Source organism: Candidatus Anoxymicrobium japonicum (assembly GCA_002843005.1).
Taxonomy (GTDB): domain Bacteria; phylum Actinomycetota; class Geothermincolia; order Fen-727; family Anoxymicrobiaceae; genus Anoxymicrobium; species Anoxymicrobium japonicum.
In genome coordinates, this window is sequence record PHEX01000124.1 from 1 (window position 1) to 1941 (window position 1941).

Sequence of the window (1941 nt, forward strand, 5' to 3'; positions counted from 1 at the left end):
CTTGCAGTTACCCATAAGTCTCTGGTGGCGATGTTTCCGCGAGACGCGCGCCTTCGACAAGGTCAACGAGGCGGGAGAGGCCGCGCCATATGATCGTCGTCCCTGGCGGCGCATCGGATGAGCGATCGAGATAGCCCCCGAGTCGCGCGACCGCCCTGACATAGAAGTTCAGGTCGCGTGGCATTTTTCTTTTGCATTCTGGGGTCACGCGTTCGAGCAGGCTGCGCTCAGCGTTGGTGAAGACGGCATCAGGAGATGCTGTTGATACCTCTCGGCTGAGCATTGTCAGCCATGATACGCGCCAGGCCACGACGCAGCACATTGCGATACAGTTTGCCAGTCTGTCAGCCGTGGCCAAACGCAGCTCCTCGATCCGACACCCGATCTTCAGGGTCCGGAAAAAGGTCTCAATCTTCCAGCGCAACGCGTACCAATCGAGCTTGTGGACAGCTTCGGCATGGGTCGTGACCGGCAGGTTCGTGATCAGTTTCCAGAAGACGGGCGCTCTGCCTTCTGGTGGATTGAGTTCCTCAGCATGGATTACCTGAAGGTTTTGGTGCCGGTATTTCCGCTGTTTTCCTATCGGGGGGCGGACAGTCATCGTCGCGTGCTTGACAGACAGCATGGCGCAATGATCCTTGCCCTGCGCGTCCCGGAACCGGACTTCGTGGGTGCCACTGGATTGCACCTCAGCCATTACCTTGGCAATGGTTGTGCCGCCATCTTCTGCCAGACGGTCGACGCAGCTGCGCACGAGGAACCCTGTCCCAAGCTCCTCGGATAGGCAGTAGAGTTCGTAAATGTCGCTTTCCCGATCCCCGACATGCACGCAACGTTCTGGCACCCCGGTCAATTCGGTGGACAGGCGCAGATTGTCGAGCCAGCGCATGCTTTCCTTCTGTTCAATCGGTACTCGGGTCGGATTGATCTTGCGTTTGAGGGCGGCGGTTCCCTTGAACTTGCTGCGCGACCAGAATTTCGCCGCCGTCAGCCCGAGTGGCAAACCCTCTGGCGTGATGGCCAGGCTGGCATGCATCAAGAGCCCGCAGACCGCATGTTTCTGAAACCGTCCTTCCTTCAGCTTGCGTCCGGTCGATATCTTCGTGAACCCCACCTTCTCTGGAGCCGAACGCTTGAAGGAGAATTCTGTGGTATCCTGCAGGATCAGGATGGGACCATCAGTTGCTCGAATACGCAGGGCAGAAGCGGCAAAATGGCCCTCAAGAATCTTGTCTTCGCTGATATTGCCATTGGAAAAGAAGCGATAGGCGGCCTTGGTGTTCGACCAGTCCTGAAACGCCGTCGGCAGCGATTCTCCCGGTCGCTCTCCAAGAGCCTGGAGCATTGCTTCGAGCCGCCGGTTCAGTCGGACATCTCCCAGATCGCATCCAGCAGTTTCAGTTTTCACCCAAGTCTGTCCCATGTCTGCACCTCAATCATTTGGTGCCACATGACGAATCATGATCGGGTCATTTCGAGCAAGACCAAGACTGACAGGTGAATCAATTCGCCGCTCCACACTTATGGGTAACTGCAAGACGGCGGGGGCCGTCTGACTTCGGTTGCGATCCGATGATAAGTCCGACCTTATGTCCGATTTCATTCACCGCCCTCAAATCGAAGTTCTCTCCGCGGCCGATGGCGTTCGCCGTCGGCAATGGTCGGATGAGGACAAGCTGCGCATTGTCGAGGAAAGTTTTGTCGGCCACCGGCAAGTGTCGGCCACGGCGAGGCGGCATGGCATGTGCCGATCGCTGTTGACGATCTGGCGTCGGCAGTATCGGAACGGTGAGCTTGGTGCGTCCCGCCCGGTATCCTTCGCCCCGGTGACCGTGACGACGGATGCCCCGGCTTCTCGGCCCGGGCCGGTTGATCCCCCTGATCCCTCACGGACCTCTCAGGTGGAGATTGCCCTGCCGAACGGCCGTCGGCTTATAGTGC

At 58.4% G+C, this 1941-nt stretch carries 2 protein-coding genes; one reads left to right on the forward strand and one right to left on the reverse strand.

Annotated elements, in window-relative coordinates; all coding sequences use genetic code 11:
• Positions 1-7: 7 nt before the first annotated feature.
• A complete protein-coding gene (locus CVT63_08340; protein ID PKQ26859.1) occupies positions 8-1423 on the reverse strand; it encodes an IS4 family transposase in 1416 nt (471 codons plus the stop codon).
• Between the two features lie 166 nt (positions 1424-1589).
• On the opposite strand from CVT63_08340, the gene CVT63_08345 reads away from it, so the two are divergent.
• On the forward strand, positions 1590-1941 hold a 352-nt coding region (locus tag CVT63_08345), incomplete at its 3' end, for an IS66 family insertion sequence hypothetical protein (GenBank protein ID PKQ26860.1).

What these genes read in the sequence shown, in the direction of transcription:
- CVT63_08340 (PKQ26859.1), bottom strand. Translation starts at nt 1,423, where the DNA reads ATGGGACAGACTTGGGTGAAAACTGAAACTGCTGGATGCGATCTGGGA.